This window comes from Rahnella victoriana, from assembly GCF_021276285.1.
In the GTDB taxonomy this organism is placed as follows: Bacteria; Pseudomonadota; Gammaproteobacteria; order Enterobacterales; family Enterobacteriaceae; genus Rahnella; species Rahnella victoriana.
This window is the reverse complement of the sequence record NZ_CP089919.1, coordinates 2,873,139-2,891,904: the sequence shown is the minus strand read 5'-3', so window position 1 is coordinate 2,891,904 and position 18,766 is coordinate 2,873,139. Positions and strand designations below refer to the sequence as shown.

Here is an 18,766-nt window from a genome sequence, read left to right as displayed (position 1 = left end):
TGTGGAGACTGTGTAAGCTTTCCGTTAAGGCGCGTAAATCATTCAAAACAGGATTGTAAGCAATAGTACAACCCCCTTCTTCCCCTTATAACTGTCAGCATAAATTATAAGGAATCTGGGGCCACTCATGTTAAAGCCTGTACTGTTCGCAACATTGTTCTTTGCCCTGCTCCCTGCGGCGGCGCCTGCCGTGCAGGCCAGCAGCTTCAGCCTTAATACGCCGGGCCTTTCTATCAATATCGGTGACCGGGATAACCGCGGTTATTACTGGGACGGTTATGACTGGCGTAACCCGAGCTGGTGGAACGGCTACCGCGGCCATCATTACGGCGCACGCAGCCCGCGCGGCTATTACTGGGATGGTTATCGCTGGCGCGACCATGGCTGGTGGAATGAACGCCATCCGCCACGCCGTCCGATGCCACCGCCGCATTATTATCATGGCGACCACGGGCGTCCGCATTATGACCACGGGCGCGGACACGGGCCGGATCGCGGTCACGGACACGACAAAGGACGCGGCCACGACGATCACCGTGGCGGTCACGGCGATCATCGCCACTGAAAGACGGAATAACAGAAACAAAAACGGGACAGTTTGCGCTGTCCCGTTTTTTATTGCCTGACGTGTATCCGGACGCTATTTCAGCATGCCGAGCAACAGATAAAGGTTAAGGCTGACGACAATCAGCACGATGATGCGCCCTGCCCACTGAACGGTTTTGGTATTCACCATATCGCCCATCAGGCTGCGGTTACCTGTGAAGGCCAGCAGCGGCAGCAATGCCAGGGCGATGCCGAAGCTCAGCAACACCTGACTCATCACCAGAATGCGCGTGGCATCCAGCCCCATCAGGATCACAATAAAGGAAGGCATCATGGTCACCGTACGGCGGACCCACAGCGGAATGTAGAATTTCACAAAGCCCTGCATCACCACCTGACCGGCCAGCGTGCCAACCACTGTCGACGATAGCCCCGCCGCCACCAGACTCAGACCAAAAGTGGTCGCAGCCGCGTGGCCGAGTAACGGTTGCAGGGTCAGATAGGCTTCATCCAGCTCGCTGATGCCGCTGTGTCCGCTGAAATGGAACGCCGCCGCAGCCGTCGCCATCATCGCCAGATTCACGAAACCGGCAATGGTCATGGCAATGCCCACATCCAGTTTAGTGGCAGAATAACGTTGCTCTTTCGACGCCTTCCCGCCCCGCTGGGTCAGCGAAGAGTGCAGGTAAATGACGTGCGGCATGATGGTCGCGCCGAGAACCCCGGCCGCCAGATACACTGAATCGGCGGTAGGCAGCGCAGGGATCAACATCCCTTTGCCCAGCGCCAGCATGCTTGGCTGCGAGAAAAACAGTTCGACAATATAAGCCGCCGCGACAAACAGCAGTAAACCGGCGATCACCAGTTCCAGCGGCTTTTGTCCGCGCTTTTGCAGCCCGAGGATAATAAAGGTGGCAATCCCGGTGAGCACCGCGCCTTGCAGCAGCGAGACCCCGAGAAGCAATTTGAAGCCGATCGCCGCGCCAATAAACTCAGCGAGATCGGTCGCCATCGCGATGATTTCCGCCTGCACCCAGTAGGCCCAGACGGCCGGGCGCGGAAAACGGTCGCGGATATGTTCAGCCAGGTTTTTACCGGTGGCAATACCGAGCTTGGCAGACAGTAGCTGGATCAACATCGCCATGACGTTGGCCCACACCACCACCCACAGCAACTGATAGCCATAGGAGGCACCGGCCTGAATGTTAGTCGCAAAGTTGCCCGGATCGATATAACCGATGGCGGCAATAAAGGCCGGTCCCATCAGTGAAAGCTTCATCTTTCTGGACGCGCGGCCTGAGGATTCGGCCCGGCTGTTCAGCATAGTTAGTTTACCCTTACAATTATTACGCTTACATCAATCATATCTAATTGATAATGATTATCAAGTGCATTTAGAATGATCTGAGTAATTACTCTGATAGGCAGCAGCGGTAAGCGAGAAGGTAATAACTGAGAGGTGATTCGCTCACCCGACTTCAGAAAGCCAGACGCAGGGCACTTTCCTAAAACAGACATTAACGGGCCAGATTCAGAACGCATTACGGCACATGATAAAACTAGCACAGGAATGCTAATTGTGCTTAGTTTTATTAACATCTTGATTTTTTGTGTGATGAGCCGCGATTTGTTGCAATTCGTGTCTGTAATTTCTATATTTGCAATCGACTTCACGTTTTAAATGTACGCGTTACATAAAATGTCCGTCGAAATATAGCCTGCCTCTAATTTGGAGCACCCATGTCCCGAATATTGCACTTTGTATTAGCGTTGGCCGTTGTCGCTGCACTCGCTTTACTGGTGAGCCGTGACCGGAAAAATATCCGTTTACGTTTCATCGTTCAGCTGTTGGTCATCGAAGTCTTGTTAGCCTATTTCTTCCTGAACTCCTCTGTTGGTTTAGGTTTTGTGAAAGGCTTCTCAGACTTGTTTGAGAAATTATTAGGATTCGCTGCGGAAGGGACCGGCTTCGTATTTGGAGGCATGAGCGATAAAGGATTAGCGTTCTTCTTCTTGAAGGTCTTGTGTCCGATCGTGTTTATTTCCGCACTGATTGGTATTTTACAGCACATTCGTGTTCTGCCTTTCGTCATCCGTATCATTGGTACGGTACTGTCGAAAATCAATGGCATGGGAAAACTGGAATCTTTCAACGCCATCAGCTCCCTGATTTTGGGTCAGTCAGAAAACTTTATCGCGTATAAAGATATTCTGAGCAAAATGTCTGAAAAACGTATGTACACCATGGCAGCCACCGCCATGTCGACCGTGTCTATGTCGATTGTGGGTGCGTACATGACCATGCTGGAACCGCGCTTTGTTGTTGCTGCGCTGGTGCTCAACATGTTCAGTACCTTCATCGTACTGTCGTTGATCAACCCTTATAAAGTTGATTCAGAAGAAGACCTGCAAATCGGTAACACGCATCAGGGTCAGAGCTTCTTTGAAATGCTGGGTGAATACATCCTGGCCGGTTTCAAAGTGGCTATCATCGTTGCAGCCATGTTGATTGGTTTCATCGCACTGATTTCCTGCCTGAATGCGTTGTTCGACGTGGTATTCGGTATCACCTTCCAGGGCGTGCTGGGTTATGTCTTCTATCCATTTGCATGGATGATGGGCGTACCAAGTCACGAAGCCTTGCAGGTAGGCAGCATCATGGCAACCAAACTGGTTTCCAATGAATTTGTTGCGATGTTGGATCTGCAGAAAGTCGCGACCGAACTGTCACCACGCGGCGTGGGCATCCTGTCCGTGTTCCTGGTGTCTTTCGCGAACTTCTCTTCCATCGGTATCGTTGCCGGCGCGATCAAGGGCCTGAACGAGCATCAGGGCAACGTGGTTTCCCGCTTCGGCCTGAAACTGCTGTACGGCTCAACGCTGGTCAGCGTGTTGTCTGCTTCTATCGCGGGGCTGGTACTGGCGTAAGTTAGCAAACGACTGAAAGACAGAGAAACCCGCTTCGGCGGGTTTTTTTATGTCGGTAATTCAGGGTTAAACAAAACGTGATGAAATCACCGGAACGCAGAAAGCAAAAAACCCGCCGAAGCGGGTTTCTTTAATATTTGGTGGAGATAAGCGGGATCGAACCGCTGACCTCTTGCATGCCATGCAAGCGCTCTCCCAGCTGAGCTATACCCCCACACGAGGTCGTACACATTTACTGCTTTTGTTTCCTCTGGTAAGGAAACAGCCAACTTACTCTGGAAAGGAAGTTGGTGGAGATAAGCGGGATCGAACCGCTGACCTCTTGCATGCCATGCAAGCGCTCTCCCAGCTGAGCTATACCCCCAATTCATGCCCGCAAAAACGGGTGAACGGGGCGCATAATATGAAACGTCGCTACCCCTGTCAACGGCTAAATCCGTTTATCAATTCAAGCGCTGAAAAAGCCGCCAAATCCCCCATTTCACAGGAAAAAATCCCCTGCCTTCAGGGAAATTTTCAGACAGACGCTTTGTTTTACAATTTGCCCGCCAGGCCGCATTTTACCTAGCTTTCTGATCTGCCTACGCATTTCCTTAACATCTATGTCTGAATGATTAATGGAATGTTAGCAGACTATGAAAATCGTCTTGTTTTGAGATAAATCTCAGAATAGACTGCTCGCGCTATAATCATAACTCACTACTTTCGAGCACTCCCATGTCCTTGTATTCACCTAAAGAAATCGCATCCATCGCCGTCACAGCGGGCGTTAATAAAAGCCGCGCCACCGTGTTGAATTTGTTAATTTTGGGCTTCCTGGCTGGCGCATTCATTGCCACCGGGTTCCTTCTGGATCTGCATGTAATAGGGACGTTACCTGCATCCTGGGGTTCATTCAGTAACTTGCTGGGCGCCGCAGTCTTCCCGGTAGGCATCATTCTGACCGTTTTAGCAGGGGGAGAACTGCTGACCGGTAACATGATGACCTTACCTATCGCCTGGTTTGCGCGTCAGATCAGTTTGTACTCAGTATTGCGTAACTGGTTCTGGGTCACTCTCGCTAACCTGCTGGGCAGTCTGGCCGTGGCCTATTTCTTCGGCCATGTTCTGGGGCTGACAGAAGGCGCCTTCCTGAGTAAAACCGTGGCAACCGCCACCGCGAAAGTGAACGCAGACTTCATGCATGCGTTTATTTCCGGTATCGGCTGTAACTGGCTGGTGTGTCTGGCGATCTGGCTGGCCTTCGCCAGTAAAGAAGTCGGCGGCAAAGTGATCGGCATGTGGTTCCCGGTCATGGCGTTCGTGGCAATCGGCTTCCAGCACGTGGTCGCCAATATGTTCATCGTGCCTGCGGCGATCTTTGCCGGTGCGCTGAGCTGGTCTGAATACCTGCCTAACTTCGTGGCCGTATTCCTCGGTAATGCCGTCGGTGGCGCAGGCTTCGTTGGCCTGATGTACTTCCTGGCTTACCGCCCGACCGTTGAAACCCCTGCTACTGAACAACGTTAATTAAGCCGTTTTTCACCCTGACGTTTTGCAGAAAGTAAAAAAGCCAGCCGGTTTCCCGCGCTGGCTTTTTTTATGGCAAGCCGTTGTGATTACTGGGCTTGTGTTTCGCGCTCAGCAATAAAGGCTAATGCCATATCGATACGCGCCAGCACACGACGCTGGCCGATAGCGTGAACGGTCACGTCAACGCCCGGAGACTGGCCTGCACCGGTCACGGCAACACGCAGTGGCATGCCGACTTTACCCATCCCCACTTCCAGCTCATCCGCCGTGCCCTGAATGGCGTGGTGAATGTTCTCAGCGGTCCAGTCAGTGATGGCAGCCAGTTTCGCACGCACCACTTCCAGCGGCTGACGCGCAACCGGACGTAAGTGTTTCTTCGCGGCATCGGCATCAAACTCTGCAAAGTCTTCGTAGAAGTAACGGCAGGACTCCGCCATTTCTTTCAGGGTTTTGCAACGCTCGCCCAGCAGGGTCACGATTTCAAACAGCTGCGGACCGTTACGGGTTTCGATACCCGCCTGCTCCACATGCCACAGAAGGTGTGTCGCCACATACTGCGGATCCATCGTATTAATGTAGTGATGGTTCAGCCATTGCAGTTTTTCAGTGTTAAACGCACTGGCGGATTTGCTGACGTTTTCCAGTGAGAACAGCGCTTTCATTTCGTCGCGGCTGAAAATTTCCTGATCGCCATGAGACCAGCCCAGACGCACCAGATAGTTCAGCAGCGCTTCCGGCAGGTAACCGTCATCACGGTATTGCATCACGCCGACCGCACCGTGGCGTTTGGACAGTTTTTTACCGTCATCACCCAGAATCATAGAAACGTGCGCATAAACCGGTACAGGCGCGCCCAGAGCCTTCAGGATGTTAATCTGACGCGGGGTGTTGTTGATATGGTCTTCACCACGGATCACGTGGGTGATTTCCATATCCCAGTCATCGACCACGACACAGAAGTTATAGGTCGGTGAACCGTCAGTACGGCGGATGATCAGATCATCGAGCTCGTCATTGCTGAATTCGATCGGGCCGCGGATCTGGTCGTCAAAAATAACCGAACCTTCCTGCGGGTTACGGAAACGCACCACACATGGCTCATCTGCCGCGTGATGTTCATGGCTGTCGCGGCAACGGCCGTCATAACGAGGCTTCTCGTTATTCGCCATTTGTTGTTCACGCAGGGCTTCCAGACGCTCTTTAGAGCAATAGCATTTATACGCGGTGCCGTTTTCCAGCATCTCATCAATAACTGCGTTATAACGGTCAAAACGTTTGGTCTGGAAATACGGGCCTTCATCCCAGTCCAGATTCAGCCAGTTCATGCCATCCATAATCGCGTCGATTGCTGCCTGAGTGGAACGCTCGAGATCGGTATCTTCGATACGCAGCACAAACTCACCGCCAAGGTTGCGGGCAAAGAGCCAGGAATAGAGCGCGGTACGGGCGCCACCGACGTGCAGATAGCCGGTCGGGCTTGGGGCAAAACGGGTTTTGATTTTCATCTGGGTGCAACCTTAATCACGCAACGCCAATAAACGCTGCTATCAATTAACAAAAAGTGGCTGACATTCTACCACTCTGCCCTGATTCCTCAACGCACAACCCGTGGTACAGGCATTGTTTAAGGCCATGAATGCGTAAAGAATCGGCTACGCGGGCGAGAAACGCGTCAGGTTGACTAAAAATAAGCCGAACGATCATTTTTGTTTTTAAAAAGCGTTGACGTAATTTCAAGTATCCCTATAATGCGACTCCATCACGACGGGGGCGATTAGCTCAGTTGGTAGAGCATCTCCTTTACACGGAGGGGGTCGGCGGTTCGAGCCCGTCATCGCCCACCACTCTTTAAGAGTGCCGCGTTGTGATAAGTAGGAAGAAGTGAGAAATGGGCGATTAGCTCAGTTGGTAGAGCATCTCCTTTACACGGAGGGGGTCGGCGGTTCGAGCCCGTCATCGCCCACCATTTCTCAGCACGTTTCTTCTTACATGGGGAAGTACCCAGAAGTGGGCGATTAGCTCAGTTGGTAGAGCATCTCCTTTACACGGAGGGGGTCGGCGGTTCGAGCCCGTCATCGCCCACCACTTCTGCGGGCCGTTAGCTCAGTTGGTAGAGCAGTTGACTTTTAATCAATTGGTCGCTGGTTCGAATCCAGCACGGCCCACCAATTCAGAGAAAAGCGCCTTTAGGCGCTTTTTTCGCATCTGTACTCCGAAGAAAAACCGTGATGGAGGCGAACCAGCCGCTGGTTCGAGCCGAGCGCAGCGAGACGACAACGCGTCAGCGTTGCCCGCAGGGTGAGGCCGGAGGCCGAATCAATCCAGCACGGCCCACCAATTCAGAAAGAAGCGCCTTATAGGCGCTTTTTTCGCATCTGTACTCCGAAGAAAAACCGTGATGGAGGCGAACCAGCTGCTGGTTCTTACTTTCCCCCTCCTCTACTCCAGTTTAAACATCGGCACGACTTTATTGTGCAGCGCCGGGTTATCGCTTTCATCCTTCAGATTCACCCCCGATAATTTCCGCTGGAAAGATTGTTCGAGCAGCCACGCCAGCTTAAACGCCGCCTGAGGATAGTTAAGCCCTTCCGGACGCACATTCGAAATACAATTTCGTTCTGATTCCAGCCTTTTGGTGTGCGGCCCCCAGGTCATGTAAATCCCTAAACTGTCGGGAGACGACAAGCCGGGGCGTTCGCCGATCAAAATCGCTACCGCTTTGGCTTTCATTACCTGCGCGATGTCATCGCCCAGCGCGACCCGCGACTGATGCGCCAGCACCACCGGCCCGATGTTCAGCTCCAGCGTGCGCAGATACGGCAACAACGCCGCAATCAGCGGTACCGCCTGCCGGTGTACCGCTTTCGATGACAAACCGTCGGCAATCACCAGTACCACATCGGCAGGCTCCGGTGCCAGACGTTGCAATGCCTGACGGCTGCTCTCCGACAGCTTACGTCCGAGATCCGGGCGGCACAGATAGGTCGCTCTGTCCGGCGCGGCACTGGCCACGGTCAGCGTTTCCAGCCCCAGCGCAAAAAGTTCAGGCTCCAGCGTCTGGCTGTCGAAAGGCTGATGCACCGCATCCCGCGCCTGAGCATGCGCCAGACCGAAGCGTAATAACTCTTCCGTCGGTAAACTGGATCCGGTACGCCCCAGCGCGATACGCGCGGCGGTAAACTGACGCAGCGTTTCCCACGGGTTGTTGTGCACCAGCGGCGACAGTCCCTGCCCTTTTTCTTTATTCATCAACGCAGACCTCAGTTTAATTGCGGCAACTGACGCAGTAACGGATGCGACGCACGGGCATCCTGCAAGGCGCCCTGCGGATCAATAATTTTCATTTTCTCCAGCCAGACGGCAAATTCCGGCGCGTGTTTCAGCCCGAGTAATTCGCGGATGTACAACGCGTCATGGAAAGACGTGCTCTGATAATTGAGCATGATGTCATCCGCGCCCGGTACGCCAATCAGGAATGTCAGCCCGGCGGTGCCAAGCAGTGTCAGCAACGTATCCATATCATCCTGATCGGCTTCGGCGTGGTTGGTGTAACACACATCGCAACCCAGCGGCACGCCCAGCAGTTTGCCGCAGAAATGGTCCTCCAGTCCGGCGCGGATGATTTGCTTGCCGTCATACAGGTATTCCGGGCCGATAAAGCCGACCACGGTGTTGATCAGCAGCGGCGAAAAATGCCGCGCAATGGCGTACGCCCGCGCTTCGCAGGTTTGCTGATCCACACCAAAGTGCGCATTCGCGGATAAACAACTGCCCTGCCCGGTTTCGAAATACATTACGTTATCGCCGAGCGTGCCGCGTTTCAGGCTGAGTGCCGCCTGTTGTGCTTCCGCCAGCAGCGCCAGGTTGATACCAAAACCGCTGTTCGCCGCTTCGGTTCCGGCAATCGACTGAAACACCAGATCGACCGGCGCGCCGCGTTCCACCAGTTTGATGGTGTTGGTGACATGCGTCAGCACGCAGGACTGCGTGGGGATTTCAAATCGTGTAATGATGTCGTCGAGCATGTAATTGAGATTTTCCAGCAACGGTAAGCTGTCGCTGGCGGGATTAATGCCGATCACCGCGTCGCCGGAGCCATACAGCAAGCCGTCGAGCATACTGGCGGCAATGCCCTGCAAATTGTCAGTGGGATGATTCGGTTGCAGGCGCACACTCATGTGCCCCGGCAGCCCGATGGTGTTGCGGAACCGGGTGATCACCCGGCATTTTTTGGCGACCAGGATCAGATCCTGATTACGCATCAGTTTGCTGACAGCGGCGGCCATTTCCGGCGTGATGCCCCGGGCGACTGCCGCCAGGGTATCGCTGTCGGTTTTTTCACTCAGCAGCCAGTCACGAAAATCCCCGACGGTCAGATGCGAAATCGCGGCAAACGCCGCGACATCATGGGTATCGACAATCAGCCGCGTGACTTCATCCTTTTCATACGGCACCAGCAACTGTTGCAGAAAGGTTTTGAGCGGCACATCGGCCAGCGCCATTTTTGCCGCCATACGCTCCTCTGCGCTGGCGGCAGCCACTTCGGCCAGATAGTCGCCCGATCGTGCGGGCGACGCCTTTGCCATCAGTTCGCGCAAATCCTTAAACTGATAACGTCGGTGACGTAATGTCGTCTGAAACATAACACTCCTTAACGCGCCGGATTACTTGCCACTTTTTGCAGGCACCGGTCGCAGACCACGTAATTGCGGATCTTCTGCGGCATCAGTACGGGCCTGATGCGTGATGCGGAACCAGGCGTAAGCCAGCAGCATCATGGCGGCGAAGATCAGAAACAGTAAGGTGTTGTAGTAAATCATAGCGATCAGACAGACGACTGCCAGCACCAGCGCCAGTGCGGGAGCAAAAGGATAGAGTGGCGCACGGAACGGGCGGATCAGATTGGGTTCGCTGCGGCGCAGTTTGAACAGCGCGGCCATCGAAATGATATACATCACAATGGCACCAAACACGGACATGGTGACAATATTGGCGGTCAGCGGCATACCGCCAATCACGATCAGCGAATCAGAGAAAATGGCAGCGATCCCGACCACGCCGCCGGCGATAATCCCCAGGTGCGGGGTCTGGAAACGGGCATTGACGCTGGCCAGCGTTTTCGGCAGATACCCCGCACGCGCCAGCGCAAAAATCTGGCGGGAATACCCCATGATAATGCCGTGGAACGACGCGATCAGGCCAAACAGCCCGAGCCAGACCAGCATATGCAGCCAGCCGCTGTCACTGCCGACAATCAGTTTCATCGCCTGCGGTAACGGATCATTGATGTTCGACAATTTGGTCCAGTCGCCCACGCCACCGGCAAACAGCATCACGCCCAGCGCCAGAACGGTCAGGGTCAGAATGCCGCCGATAAAGGCTTTCGGAATGGTACGCTGCGGATCTTTGGCTTCTTCAGCCGCCATTGATGCACCTTCAATCGCCAGAAAGAACCAGATGGCAAACGGAATGGCGGCAAAAATGCCGGAGAATGCCGCCGGACTGAAGCTGTCGCTGCCCGCCCAGCCGCCGTGAACAAAGTTCGACATCTCAAAGCCCGGTGCCACCACGCCCATAAAGACCAGCAATTCGAAAATCGCCAGCAGCGTGACCAGCAGTTCAAAGGTAGCGGCGATGCTGACGCCCAGAATATTGAGCACCATAAAGACCAGATAGGCGCCGACGGCCACCCATTTCGGTTCAATCGACGGAAACTGCACATTAAGGTACGCGCCAATCGCCATGGCTATGGCCGGCGGCGCGAAAACAAATTCCACCAGGGTGGCAAAACCGGCGACGAATCCCCCTGTCGGCCCGAAGGCGCGATAAGCATAGGCAAAAGGCCCGCCCGCGTGCGGAATGGAGGTGGTGAGCTCGGTGAAACTGAAAATAAACGCGCAGTACATGGCGGCGATCACCAGTGCGGTGATCAGAAAGCCCAGTGTACCTGCCTGCGCCCAGCCGTAACTCCAGCCAAAATATTCGCCGGAAATCACCAGCCCGACGGCGATGCCCCAGAGTTTAAAGCTTCCCAGTGTTCGTTTTAATACGGGTGTCACTTTAGTATTTTGCATAGAAGATCCCCTGCCCGGTGATAATGCAATAATGTCATGGAGGCTGTTGCAAAGGCTGTACCACTTAATAAACCCGCTCCCGGCGCGGGCTGCAGAGGTTCTGGCAGGCGGCCTGCTTCATTTTGGCGCGTTGCCCGACAGCCGCTTGCCCGAAACAGTGCGTTGCAAAAAGGTCACAAAATGGCGTTACTATCTTGCGTCGCCGAAAAGGAAAAATCAGATGAATAAGCAGGAACAACAGATTATCACCTGGCTCAGAGACGAACCGCTGCACTGGCGCGCGCTGACCGCAGTCCGCGAACTGGGATTGAATGATGCGTGGCTGGCGGCGGGATTTGTGCGCAATCTGGTGTGGGACCGGCTGCACGGGTATACGCAGGTGACGCCGCTTAACGACATCGACGTGGTGTATTTTAATCCTCAGGATTTTTCCGTTCAGGCCGATGAAGACTATGAGCGGCGTCTGCTGGCGACCTCCCCCGATCTGCCGTGGTCGGTAAAAAATCAGGCCCGGATGCACGAACGTCACGGACATGCACCTTATACCTCCAGCGCCCAGGCCATGAGCTACTGGGTGGAAGTGGAAACCGCCATCGGGGCGCGGCTTAATGCCGACGGACAGATTGAACTGAATGCGCCGCTGGGGCTGGACGCCCTGTTTACCTTCACCCTCACGCCAAACCCCCGTCATGCGATTCCGGCGGTGTTTGCAGAGCGCGTCAGCCGTAAGGGCTGGCTGACGTTGTGGCCGAAACTGCAAATAAAAGCGAAGACCGAAAAGAATGCGTTAACTCTGTAAGGAATACGAAAAGCAGGTAAAGCCTTCGCCTGTCACCGCCGATACCTGTTGAGCACGCTTACGTGCAAAATTTGATTCTTACTAAGTGAGGCTTTATGACTACTATCAGCGCCACCAGCAGCTCACTGAGCTCGGCGTCCACCAGTGATTCAGGCAGCTCCAGTCAGATCGCACAGCTGACCAAACAGATCGCAAAACTGACCGAGCAGGTAAAAAACCTGAGCAGTTCCGGCGGCAGCTCTGAAGACGTGCAGGAACAGCAGGAAATGCTGCAACAGCAAATCGAATTGCTGCAACAGCAGATTGCACAAATCGAGCAACAACAGGCACAGAAAGCCCTTCAGCAGCAGCAAAAGCAAGAAGCCGCCGCTGAAATGAAGAAAGAAGAAGGCGTCAACAAGCCGTCTGAAACCAACGCGATCGATATCTACGTCTGATTTTTAAATGCAGGGAACAGCCAGCACGGATTCAGTAAGTGAACATCCCCTGCTGGCTGCGTTTCTCGCTCAGTTGTGCCGCCTGCTCTTTCACCACCTGCCAGATAGCCTGTGCCGCCGGGGACAACGAGCGGTTTTTCCTTTTCGCCAGCATCAGCACACGGTTGATTTCCGGCGTCAGATTGCGGATCACCAGACGACTGCCTTCCGGCATCGGCAACGCCAGCGCCGGTAAAACGCTGATGCCAATTCCCGCTTCCACCATCGGAAATAACGTGGCCGGATGGCCGATCTCCTGCGCGATTTCCGCTTTCACTTTCTGCGCTTTCAGCGCGCCGTCGATCAGCATCCGGCTGCCGGAGGCATAATCCTGCAGCACCAGTTTCTGACCATTAAGCGCCTGCCATTCCACCACCGGCCGCGTCGCCAGCGGATGATCTTCGCGGCACAGCAGCAAGAAAGGCTCATGCAAAATCGGCTCGCAATCGAGATCGGTGTTTTCACCGGGATCAATCACAATGCCGAAATCCACTTCCGCATTTCTCACACTGTTCAGCACAAGTTGCTGGGCCTGATCACGCAGAAGAATACGGATATCCGGATACTGCAGCTCGCCGCTGGCGATACATTGCGGCATCAGTTGCGCGGATATGGTCTGGCTGGAGGCGATACGTACGCGGCCATTGTGCTGCGTCCCGAAACTGCGGGTATCGAGCAGCATGGCGTGAAGCTCATCAAGCAGCGGTTCGACCCGGTTTGCCAGCCGTAAACCGGCGTCGGTGAGCGCCACTTCACGCGTGGTTCTGTCCAGCAACCGCACGCCCATTTCGGCCTCCAGCTCTTTCAGGCTGTGGCTGATGGCCGACTGGCTTAACCCTATCGCTTCACCGGCGCGGCTGAAGCTGCCGAAGCGGGAAACGGCGACAAATACACGAAGCTGACGGAGAGAATAATTCATGAATTTTCTGCATTAATGGATTAAATAAATCAATTTTTTAATTGTATCGCAAAGGCACAAAATAGCCGCATTCCCGAACAACATTTCCGAGACCTGCTATGCGCTTTTTACCCGATCGTTTCACCCTGACCCTGATCGCCACCGTCCTGTTGGCGACCTTTTTCCCGGCCAGCGGCATGTTTGTCGCTTTTTTCAATAATCTGACCATTTTCGCCATCGGCCTGCTGTTTTTCATGCATGGCGCAAAACTGTCGCGCGAAGCCATTTTTCAGGGCAGCAATAACTGGCGACTGCACCTGTGGGTGATGTTCAGCACCTTCATTTTATTCCCGATCCTCGGCCTGCTGTTCCAGTGGTGGCATCCGGTGGATGTCAGCCCGCAGATTTACAGCGGATTTGTTTATCTGTGTATTTTGCCTGCCACCGTGCAGTCGGCCATTGCCTTCACCTCACTGGCGGGCGGCAATGTGGCGGCAGCGGTGTGCAGTGCTTCCGCGTCCAGTCTGCTGGGGATTTTTGTGTCGCCGTTGCTGGTCAGCGTGCTGATGCATGTGCAGGGCGAAACGGGGAACGGGTTAGAACAGGTCTGGCACATTGTATTGCAACTGCTGGTGCCGTTTGTCGCCGGGCATTTGCTGCGTCCGCTGATTGGTGGCTTTGTAGAACGTCACCGTAAAATGATCGGCAAAACCGACCAGACGTCGATTCTTCTGGTGGTCTATTCCGCGTTCAGCGAAGCGGTCACACAAGGGATCTGGCATCAGGTGGGCATCGGCTCATTGCTGTTTATCGTGGTGTTCAGCCTGGTGCTGCTGGCGTTTATTCTGGTGATCAACACCTATATGGCGCGCTGGATGGGCTTCAGCAAACCCGATGAAATCACCATCGTGTTCTGCGGCTCGAAGAAAAGTCTGGCGAATGGTATTCCGATGGCAAATATTCTGTTCCCGGTCAGCGCGATCGGCATGATGGTGCTGCCGCTGATGATTTTCCATCAGGTGCAGCTGATGACCTGTGCGGTACTGGCGAAACGTTACCAGAAAAAGCAGCAGGAAGCGGCGCTGAAACAGACGCCAGTCACGGAATAATGCGGGCGAATAACAGGCAGAAAAAAGGCGCTGCGTTCAGCGCCTTTGTTTTATGAAAAAGAAAATTTTTATTCGTCAGTGCCGCCCAGACCCGGCCCGTTGCGGCGCAGCGGGTTGATCAGGCTCTGCAATCCTTCGCTTTTGATCGTCAGCGTCAGCTGCATCAGCTCACCGAGTTTTCCCTGCGGGAATTCGTCCTTGCGGGCAAACCACAGCAAATATTCCTCCGGCAGGTCGATCAGCACGCGTCCGGCATATTTACCGAACGGCATCACCGTATTGGCTATCTGGAACAGATCTTCTTTTTCCATCGTTTATTCACCCAGCAGACGGATCATTTCCGCTTCGTCGATCACCTCAATGCCCAGTTCCTGCGCTTTCGCCAGCTTGGAACCCGCCGCTTCACCGGCAATCACCAGATCAGTTTTCTTCGACACGCTGCCGGAGACTTTCGCGCCCAGCGCCGTCAGACGATCTTTGGCTTCGTCGCGGGACAGGATCGACAGCGATCCGGTCAGTACCACGGTTTTACCGGCAAACGGACTGTCGATTTCTTCCGGAACTATGACCTGCACTTCCGGCCAGTGAATGTTGATTTCCGGGCTTAACAGCTCGTCAATCACCTGCTGGTTATGTTCTTCCGACAGGAAATTCACCACGTGTCTGGCGACCACTTCCCCGACGTCCTGCACAGTTTTCAGTGATTCGATATCCGCCGCTCTCAGTGCATCCACTGAACCGTAATGAGCCGCGAGATTTGCCGCCGTCGCTTCGCCCACTTCACGAATACCTAAAGCGTACAGGAATCGCGCCAGCGTGGTTTCTTTGGCTTTTTCCAGCGCATTCACCACGTTTTGTGCCGATTTCGGCCCCATGCGATCCAGACCGGTGAGCTTGCCTGCAGTCAGACGGAACAGGTCAGCCGGCGTTTTGACATATTCTTTGTCGACCAGCTGATCGATGATTTTGTCGCCCATGCCGTCAACGTCCAGCGCGCGTCGGGAAACAAAATGCTTCAGCGCCTCTTTGCGCTGTGCGCCACAAATCAGACCCGCCGTACATCGCGCCACGGCCTCGCCTTCGACACGTTCGACATCAGAGTGACAGACAGGGCAATGCGTCGGGAACACCACTTCGCGGGCATCTTCCGGACGTTCATCCAGCACCACACCGACAACCTGCGGGATCACGTCACCGGCACGGCGGACAATCACGGTATCGCCGATACGCAGGCCAAGACGCTCAATCTCATCCGCATTATGCAGCGTCGCGTTACTGACCATCACGCCTGCGACCAGCACCGGCTCCAGACGGGCAACCGGCGTGATAGCACCGGTACGTCCGACCTGAAACTCGACATCTTTCACCAGCGTGATCTGCTCCTGTGCCGGGAATTTAAATGCCGTCGCCCAGCGCGGCGCACGGGCGACAAAACCCAGCGTTTCCTGAATATCCAGCGAGTCAATTTTCACCACCACGCCATCGATATCAAAACCCAGCGACGGGCGGTCAGCTTCAACCTGACGATAAAATGCCAGCACTTCATCGCTGCCGGTACACAGACGGACGCGGTCACTGACCGGTAAACCCCAGGCCTTAAACTGTTGCAGACGGGCAATATGGCTGCGTGGCAGTTCACCGCCTTCCAGCAGACCCACGCCGTAGCAGAAAAAGGTCAGCGGACGTTTGGCGGTAATGCGCGGATCGAGCTGGCGCAACGAACCGGCGGCGGCATTACGCGGGTTGGCAAACACTTTCCCGCCGGTGCGGCGCGCTTCGTCATTCATCGCCTCAAAGCCCGGCTGTGGCATAAAGACTTCTCCACGCACCTCAAGACGGGCAGGGATATTGTCGCCATGCAGGCGCAGGGGAATGGCGCGGATTGTCCGTACGTTGGCGGTAATGTTCTCGCCGGTGGTGCCATCGCCACGCGTGGCTGCCTGCACCAGTTCGCCATTCTCATACAGCAGGCTTACCGCCAGACCATCAAGTTTCAGCTCGCAACAGAATGTCAGAGGCTCAGCCGTTTTCAGGCGATCCTGCACGCGCTTATAAAACGCCAGGTAGCTTTCTTCATCAAACACGTTGTCGAGCGACAACATCGGTACCTGATGTTTGACCTGTTCAAAGGCAGAAAGCGGTGCTGCGCCCACGCGTTGCGTCGGAGAATCCGCAGTAATCAGTTCAGGGTGCGCAGCTTCCAGCTCACGCAACTCACGCATTAAGCGGTCATACTCCGCATCCGGCACTTCCGGTGCATCCAGAACATGATACTGGTATTCGTGATGGCGCAACTGAGTGCGTAATTGATTGATCTGTTGTTCGATAGTGGCCATGACTCACCGTGGAGATAAAAAACCCCCGGCAAGCGGGGGTTAGGGGAATGGGTGTTTCACGAACGCCTGACTCAGGCGTTCGCCTCGAGGACCTCGCGGATCCGCGCTTTGTACGTTTCGAGCTTCTGCGGCGTAATCATACGACGCTCATCGTCAAGCACCATCGCACCGACATCATCGGCAATACGCTGGGCAGACTGCAACAGCAGTTTGAAGTTCTGATGCGCATCGCCGTAGCAAGGCACCATCATAAACAACGTAACGCCTGGCGTGGAAAAGTCAGACATAGTGTCAGGGTCGAAAGAACCCGGTTTGACCATATTTGCCAGACTGAACAACACCGGACCACTGCCCGCAGGGCTGACGTGACGATGGAAAATATTCATGGCACCAAACTGGAAACCAGCCTGAAGCACGCTGTTAAGCAACACTTCACCGCCGATGATGCCGCCCTGATGCGCTGCAACGTGCAGCACCAGAACCGTCTCTTTCAGTTTCGCTTTCTCAGCCGGGGATTCTTCTGCAGGCGCAAAAGGCGCGGCCTGAGGCTCTGCTTTCGCAGCCGGTGCCGCATCCGCATGAATTTCCTGCGGCGGTACCGGTGCCTGCTGTTTAGCGTCAGGGGTATATTCCTGAGGCGCAAAATCAGCGACAGGTTCGCGACGCGGTGCAGTGACGGGTTCAGCGGCTGAATAACCACTCAGCAACGGATCGTCCTGCACAGCATGTTGCTGTGGCTGAGGCGGTTGTTGAGGACGAGCAACAGGTGCTGGCGCTGGCTGCGCAGGGGAAACCTGCGGCTGACGTGGCGGTGCAGTCTGTTCTGGCTCATCATACTGACCTAAAGTCGGTTCATCCTGAGGATAAGCAGGACGCACGCGCACTTCCCCCACTCCATCGACAAAATCTTCGGACGGAGATTGTTCCCGTTCTTTTTTCACACGTTTAGCTGGACGATCGCGAAACAGCGAAGAGCGTTCTTTACGGCTGGTCCACAAACCGTGTAACAACAACGCTATTATGGCGATCGCGCCAACAACGATTAATATCAGACGCAAATCCTGCATCATTGCTATCTCTGTTGTTCTAATACATTGCCACCACGGCAAACATTCACAATATTAACTCTATTTGCCCACGTAGATAAGTGCAAGTCTGGACTCTACTTTCTGCTAATAAATAGGGCAGTTGCACCTTTTTTTGCTGTTTTTTCAGCCAATCCACTGCTAGCCAGTGGAAAATCATACCGATATGATAGCCCATGTCATTCAACTCAGAGAGAAAATTTCGTTTATGACCTCATCGCAAAGCGCCAGACAAGTAAACGGCGTGCATTATTTCAAACAGGGCTGGACGCTCATTTCCTTACCCGGGATACGACGTTTTGTGATTTTACCGCTGGCCGTGAATGTGCTGCTGATGGGCGGCGCGTTCTGGTGGCTGTTTAGCAAACTGGGAGAATGGATCCCGGCCATGATGAGCAAGGTGCCAACATGGCTGAGCTGGCTGGATTATCTGATCTGGCCGGTGGCGGTGCTGTCTGTGGTGCTGGTGTTCAGCTATTTCTTCAGCACCCTTGCCAACTGGATTGCCGCGCCGTTCAGCGGGTTGCTCGCCGAACAACTCGAAGCACGCCTGACAGGCAAAACGCTGCCCGACACCGGTATCTGGGACATCATGAAAGATCTGCCCCGCATCATGAAACGTGAATGGCAGAAGCTGGCGTATTACCTGCCGCGCGCCCTGCTGCTGTTCGCGCTCTATTTTATTCCGGTGATCGGCCAGACCGTCGCCCCGGTACTGTGGTTCTTCTTCAGCGCCTGGATGGTGGTGATTCAGTACTGTGACTATCCGTTTGATAACCACAAAGTGAGTTTTGCGGACATGCGCCGTTCGCTCGGTAGCAACAAAATCGACAATATGCAGTTTGGCTCACTGGTCAGCCTGTTCACCATGATACCGGTGCTGAATCTGGTGATCCTGCCAGTGGCGGTGTGCGGCGCGACCGCCATGTGGTGTGACCGCTATCGCCATGTTTACGTTAAAAACAATATCGACGTGAATTCCACCCGACAATAATGCGTTTTT

The 18,766-nt window shown here is 54.4% G+C and carries 16 protein-coding genes, 6 tRNA genes and 1 other RNA gene; 12 read left to right on the top strand and 11 right to left on the bottom strand.

The window, feature by feature from the left end:
• Window positions 1–127 precede the first annotated feature (127 nt).
• Window positions 128–565, top strand: a complete 438-nt coding sequence (locus tag J9880_RS13460) for a DUF2502 domain-containing protein (RefSeq protein WP_095922959.1) — start codon at window positions 128–130, stop codon at window positions 563–565.
• 75 nt (window positions 566–640) lie between these two features.
• On the opposite strand, the gene J9880_RS13455 is transcribed toward J9880_RS13460, so the two are convergent.
• Window positions 641–1,870, bottom strand: coding sequence for an Nramp family divalent metal transporter (locus J9880_RS13455; RefSeq protein WP_095922960.1), 1,230 nt, complete (start codon window positions 1,868–1,870; stop codon window positions 641–643).
• Between the two features lie 416 nt (window positions 1,871–2,286).
• Between J9880_RS13455 and J9880_RS13450 the strand changes: the two genes are divergently transcribed.
• Window positions 2,287–3,474 carry a NupC/NupG family nucleoside CNT transporter gene (locus J9880_RS13450; protein WP_013574449.1) on the top strand — a complete coding sequence of 396 codons (1,188 nt, stop codon included), beginning with the start codon at window positions 2,287–2,289 and terminating at the stop codon, window positions 3,472–3,474.
• A gap of 138 nt (window positions 3,475–3,612) precedes the next feature.
• On the opposite strand, the gene J9880_RS13445 is transcribed toward J9880_RS13450, so the two are convergent.
• Window positions 3,613–3,688, bottom strand: a tRNA-Ala gene (locus J9880_RS13445).
• A 74-nt stretch (window positions 3,689–3,762) separates the two neighbouring features.
• Window positions 3,763–3,838: transfer RNA gene (locus J9880_RS13440), tRNA-Ala, on the bottom strand.
• 353 nt (window positions 3,839–4,191) lie between these two features.
• Here J9880_RS13440 and J9880_RS13435 point away from each other — a divergent pair.
• A complete protein-coding gene (locus J9880_RS13435; protein WP_095922961.1) occupies window positions 4,192–4,983 on the top strand; it encodes a formate/nitrite transporter family protein in 792 nt (263 codons plus the stop codon).
• Window positions 4,984–5,072: 89 nt separating this feature from the next.
• Here J9880_RS13435 and gltX read toward each other — a convergent pair whose 3' ends face one another.
• Window positions 5,073–6,491 (bottom strand): glutamate--tRNA ligase, encoded by a 1,419-nt coding sequence (gltX, locus tag J9880_RS13430; RefSeq protein WP_095922962.1) that lies wholly within the window; start codon window positions 6,489–6,491, stop codon window positions 5,073–5,075.
• A 263-nt stretch (window positions 6,492–6,754) separates the two neighbouring features.
• Between gltX and J9880_RS13425 the strand changes: the two genes are divergently transcribed.
• The 5 genes from J9880_RS13425 to J9880_RS13405 all read left to right on the top strand — a co-directional run bounded on the left by J9880_RS13425 (window position 6,755) and on the right by J9880_RS13405 (window position 7,323).
• Window positions 6,755–6,830 (top strand) — tRNA-Val (locus J9880_RS13425).
• A gap of 46 nt (window positions 6,831–6,876) precedes the next feature.
• Window positions 6,877–6,952: transfer RNA gene (locus J9880_RS13420), tRNA-Val, on the top strand.
• Window positions 6,953–6,995: 43 nt separating this feature from the next.
• Window positions 6,996–7,071: transfer RNA gene (locus tag J9880_RS13415), tRNA-Val, on the top strand.
• Window positions 7,072–7,078: 7 nt separating this feature from the next.
• Window positions 7,079–7,154 (top strand) — tRNA-Lys (locus J9880_RS13410).
• 43 nt (window positions 7,155–7,197) lie between these two features.
• Window positions 7,198–7,323: non-coding RNA, RtT sRNA (locus J9880_RS13405), on the top strand.
• 102 nt (window positions 7,324–7,425) lie between these two features.
• On the opposite strand, the gene eutC is transcribed toward J9880_RS13405, so the two are convergent.
• Genes eutC through eat form a run of 3 tightly spaced genes read right to left on the bottom strand, consistent with a single transcriptional unit; the run spans window position 7,426 to window position 11,060 of the window.
• Window positions 7,426–8,235 (bottom strand): ethanolamine ammonia-lyase subunit EutC, encoded by an 810-nt coding sequence (gene eutC / locus J9880_RS13400; RefSeq protein ID WP_119822638.1) that lies wholly within the window; start codon window positions 8,233–8,235, stop codon window positions 7,426–7,428.
• An 11-nt stretch (window positions 8,236–8,246) separates the two neighbouring features.
• Window positions 8,247–9,629, bottom strand: a complete 1,383-nt coding sequence (locus tag J9880_RS13395; RefSeq protein ID WP_195817434.1) for an ethanolamine ammonia-lyase subunit EutB — start codon at window positions 9,627–9,629, stop codon at window positions 8,247–8,249.
• Window positions 9,630–9,650: 21 nt separating this feature from the next.
• A complete protein-coding gene (eat, locus tag J9880_RS13390; protein WP_095922965.1) occupies window positions 9,651–11,060 on the bottom strand; it encodes an ethanolamine permease in 1,410 nt (469 codons plus the stop codon).
• A 220-nt stretch (window positions 11,061–11,280) separates the two neighbouring features.
• Between eat and J9880_RS13385 the strand changes: the two genes are divergently transcribed.
• Both J9880_RS13385 and J9880_RS13380 read left to right on the top strand, forming a co-directional pair.
• Window positions 11,281–11,859, top strand: coding sequence for a nucleotidyltransferase family protein (locus J9880_RS13385; RefSeq protein ID WP_095922966.1), 579 nt, complete (start codon window positions 11,281–11,283; stop codon window positions 11,857–11,859).
• Window positions 11,860–11,954: 95 nt separating this feature from the next.
• Window positions 11,955–12,296, top strand: coding sequence for a FlxA-like family protein (locus tag J9880_RS13380; protein ID WP_095922967.1), 342 nt, complete (start codon window positions 11,955–11,957; stop codon window positions 12,294–12,296).
• A gap of 31 nt (window positions 12,297–12,327) precedes the next feature.
• On the opposite strand, the gene J9880_RS13375 is transcribed toward J9880_RS13380, so the two are convergent.
• On the bottom strand, window positions 12,328–13,254 hold the full coding sequence (locus J9880_RS13375) for a LysR family transcriptional regulator (protein WP_232769458.1): 927 nt from the start codon (window positions 13,252–13,254) through the stop codon (window positions 12,328–12,330).
• Window positions 13,255–13,352: 98 nt separating this feature from the next.
• Here J9880_RS13375 and J9880_RS13370 point away from each other — a divergent pair, with 98 nt between their 5' ends.
• The gene (locus J9880_RS13370; RefSeq protein WP_095922969.1) at window positions 13,353–14,342 is read left to right on the top strand and encodes a bile acid:sodium symporter family protein; all 990 of its coding nucleotides are present in this window, start codon (window positions 13,353–13,355) and stop codon (window positions 14,340–14,342) included.
• Between the two features lie 68 nt (window positions 14,343–14,410).
• Here the strand turns inward: J9880_RS13370 and J9880_RS13365 are convergent, their stop codons facing one another.
• From J9880_RS13365 to zipA, 3 genes are all read right to left on the bottom strand, one after another.
• On the bottom strand, window positions 14,411–14,653 hold the full coding sequence (locus tag J9880_RS13365) for a DUF3820 family protein (protein WP_232769457.1): 243 nt from the start codon (window positions 14,651–14,653) through the stop codon (window positions 14,411–14,413).
• 3 nt (window positions 14,654–14,656) lie between these two features.
• Window positions 14,657–16,678, bottom strand: a complete 2,022-nt coding sequence (gene ligA, locus J9880_RS13360) for an NAD-dependent DNA ligase LigA (RefSeq protein ID WP_133822868.1) — start codon at window positions 16,676–16,678, stop codon at window positions 14,657–14,659.
• 71 nt (window positions 16,679–16,749) lie between these two features.
• Complete coding sequence (gene zipA / locus J9880_RS13355; protein WP_232769456.1) at window positions 16,750–17,748, bottom strand: cell division protein ZipA; 999 nt, start codon at window positions 17,746–17,748, stop codon at window positions 16,750–16,752.
• A gap of 223 nt (window positions 17,749–17,971) precedes the next feature.
• On the opposite strand from zipA, the gene cysZ reads away from it, so the two are divergent.
• The gene (gene cysZ / locus J9880_RS13350; protein WP_232769455.1) at window positions 17,972–18,757 is read left to right on the top strand and encodes a sulfate transporter CysZ; all 786 of its coding nucleotides are present in this window, start codon (window positions 17,972–17,974) and stop codon (window positions 18,755–18,757) included.
• Window positions 18,758–18,766: the final 9 nt, after the last annotated feature.

Coding starts and splice junctions, on each gene's coding strand:
- J9880_RS13460 (WP_095922959.1), top strand. CDS start 128: ATGTTAAAGCCTGTACTGTTCGCAACATTGTTCTTTGCCCTGCTCCCT.
- J9880_RS13455 (WP_095922960.1), bottom strand. CDS start 1,870: ATGCTGAACAGCCGGGCCGAATCCTCAGGCCGCGCGTCCAGAAAGATG.
- J9880_RS13450 (WP_013574449.1), top strand. CDS start 2,287: ATGTCCCGAATATTGCACTTTGTATTAGCGTTGGCCGTTGTCGCTGCA.
- J9880_RS13435 (WP_095922961.1), top strand. CDS start 4,192: ATGTCCTTGTATTCACCTAAAGAAATCGCATCCATCGCCGTCACAGCG.
- gltX (WP_095922962.1), bottom strand. CDS start 6,491: ATGAAAATCAAAACCCGTTTTGCCCCAAGCCCGACCGGCTATCTGCAC.
- eutC (WP_119822638.1), bottom strand. CDS start 8,235: ATGAATAAAGAAAAAGGGCAGGGACTGTCGCCGCTGGTGCACAACAAC.
- J9880_RS13395 (WP_195817434.1), bottom strand. CDS start 9,629: ATGTTTCAGACGACATTACGTCACCGACGTTATCAGTTTAAGGATTTG.
- eat (WP_095922965.1), bottom strand. CDS start 11,060: ATGCAAAATACTAAAGTGACACCCGTATTAAAACGAACACTGGGAAGC.
- J9880_RS13385 (WP_095922966.1), top strand. CDS start 11,281: ATGAATAAGCAGGAACAACAGATTATCACCTGGCTCAGAGACGAACCG.
- J9880_RS13380 (WP_095922967.1), top strand. CDS start 11,955: ATGACTACTATCAGCGCCACCAGCAGCTCACTGAGCTCGGCGTCCACC.
- J9880_RS13375 (WP_232769458.1), bottom strand. CDS start 13,254: ATGAATTATTCTCTCCGTCAGCTTCGTGTATTTGTCGCCGTTTCCCGC.
- J9880_RS13370 (WP_095922969.1), top strand. CDS start 13,353: ATGCGCTTTTTACCCGATCGTTTCACCCTGACCCTGATCGCCACCGTC.
- J9880_RS13365 (WP_232769457.1), bottom strand. CDS start 14,653: ATGGAAAAAGAAGATCTGTTCCAGATAGCCAATACGGTGATGCCGTTC.
- ligA (WP_133822868.1), bottom strand. CDS start 16,678: ATGGCCACTATCGAACAACAGATCAATCAATTACGCACTCAGTTGCGC.
- zipA (WP_232769456.1), bottom strand. CDS start 17,748: ATGATGCAGGATTTGCGTCTGATATTAATCGTTGTTGGCGCGATCGCC.
- cysZ (WP_232769455.1), top strand. CDS start 17,972: ATGACCTCATCGCAAAGCGCCAGACAAGTAAACGGCGTGCATTATTTC.